Genomic DNA, 1,265 nt, shown 5'->3' on the forward strand with positions numbered 1-1,265 from the left:
TCATCGATGACGGCCGCATCGAACTCGACAACAACACGGTCGAACGATCGATCCGCGGCATCAAGCTCAGCCGCAAAAACGCGCTGTTTGCTGGATCTGACGGTGGCGCGGAACATTGGGCTGTTATCGCGTCCTTGGTCGAGACCTGTAAGATCAACGACGTCGATCCGCTCGCCTATCTCACCGATGTCCTGACCAGGATCGTCAACGGGCATCCAAACCGCGACATCGACCAGCTACTGCCCTGGTCCTACCGCGCTCAAGCCCTCAAAGCCGTGGCTTGAAAACGACGCTTACGATCAGTCCTTCCTGTGTGACGAAGTGAAAGACTCTACAGCGGGAGACCGGAGGCGTTTCTCCCGGCCAGATTGGCGGTCACAAGAAGCCGGTTCTGTCCGGCACCAACGCGGACTGGCGGCTCAAGCGCGTTCGCTCCGGACTATTCACTTTCTGAAAGTTGACGCGGGAACTGGCTGAGCGCGGGATCAAGACAGACGTGTGGGCGGTATACGTTCGTTCACGCCGAGGGCCTGAGCTTCAAAAAAACGCTCCGGCCGCCCGAACAAGACCGCCCCGATATCGCGCGTAAACGCGATGCGCTGGAAGGCCAATGAGCGCAAGGGGCGAGGTCTCACGCCTGGTCTCTGTCGGCGAGACCTGGATCAAAACAAACATGGCGCCACTGCGCGGCTGGGGACCGAATGGGCAGCGTCTTGAGGCATCCACGCCTTTTTGGCCACTGGAACACAACGACCTTCATCGCCGCGTTGCGCCACGATCGGATCAGCGCGCCCTGGGTCATCGACGCCCATCAACGGTGAGCTCTTCACGCTCCATATCGAGAAAGTGTTAGCGCCCACCTTGGCAAGGCGAGGTCGTCATCCTCAACCACCTCGGCAGTCACAAGGGCAAAGCGGCCCCTAACGCCATCCGCGCCAGAGGAGCGTATCTCCTCTTCCTGCCGCCCTACAGCCCCGACCTCGAGCTGGTCTTCACCAAGCTCAAGCACCCGATGCGAGTCGCGCAGACACGTGATATCGAAGCCAGTTGGCGCACGGTCGACGAACTCCTCGATATTTTCTCCAACGAGGAATGCGCCAGCTAACTCAAAAATTCAGGCTATGTTTCCGTACAAAAACATTATGCTCTGCACCCGGACAGAAAGATCGGCAGCGCGGCAGAAACGCGCGTTCCGCGTGGCTGCTGACCCCAAACGCGTCGGTTGTGCAGGCTCGATAACGATTATCACAAACCCACCCACCCGC

At 59.3% G+C, this 1,265-nt stretch carries 2 protein-coding genes; both read left to right on the top strand.

From position 1 onward, the window contains the following. A partial coding sequence (locus tag HZZ16_RS36865) for a transposase domain-containing protein (RefSeq protein WP_197948773.1) occupies positions 1-284 on the top strand: 284 nt, incomplete at its 5' end. A 644-nt stretch (positions 285-928) separates the two neighbouring features. Beyond that, complete coding sequence (locus HZZ16_RS38540) at positions 929-1,105, top strand: hypothetical protein (RefSeq protein ID WP_376707619.1); 177 nt, start codon at positions 929-931, stop codon at positions 1,103-1,105. Positions 1,106-1,265 lie beyond the last annotated feature (160 nt).

Origin of the sequence: Bradyrhizobium glycinis (assembly GCF_016031655.1) — a bacterium.
GTDB lineage: Bacteria > Pseudomonadota > Alphaproteobacteria > Rhizobiales > Xanthobacteraceae > Bradyrhizobium > Bradyrhizobium glycinis.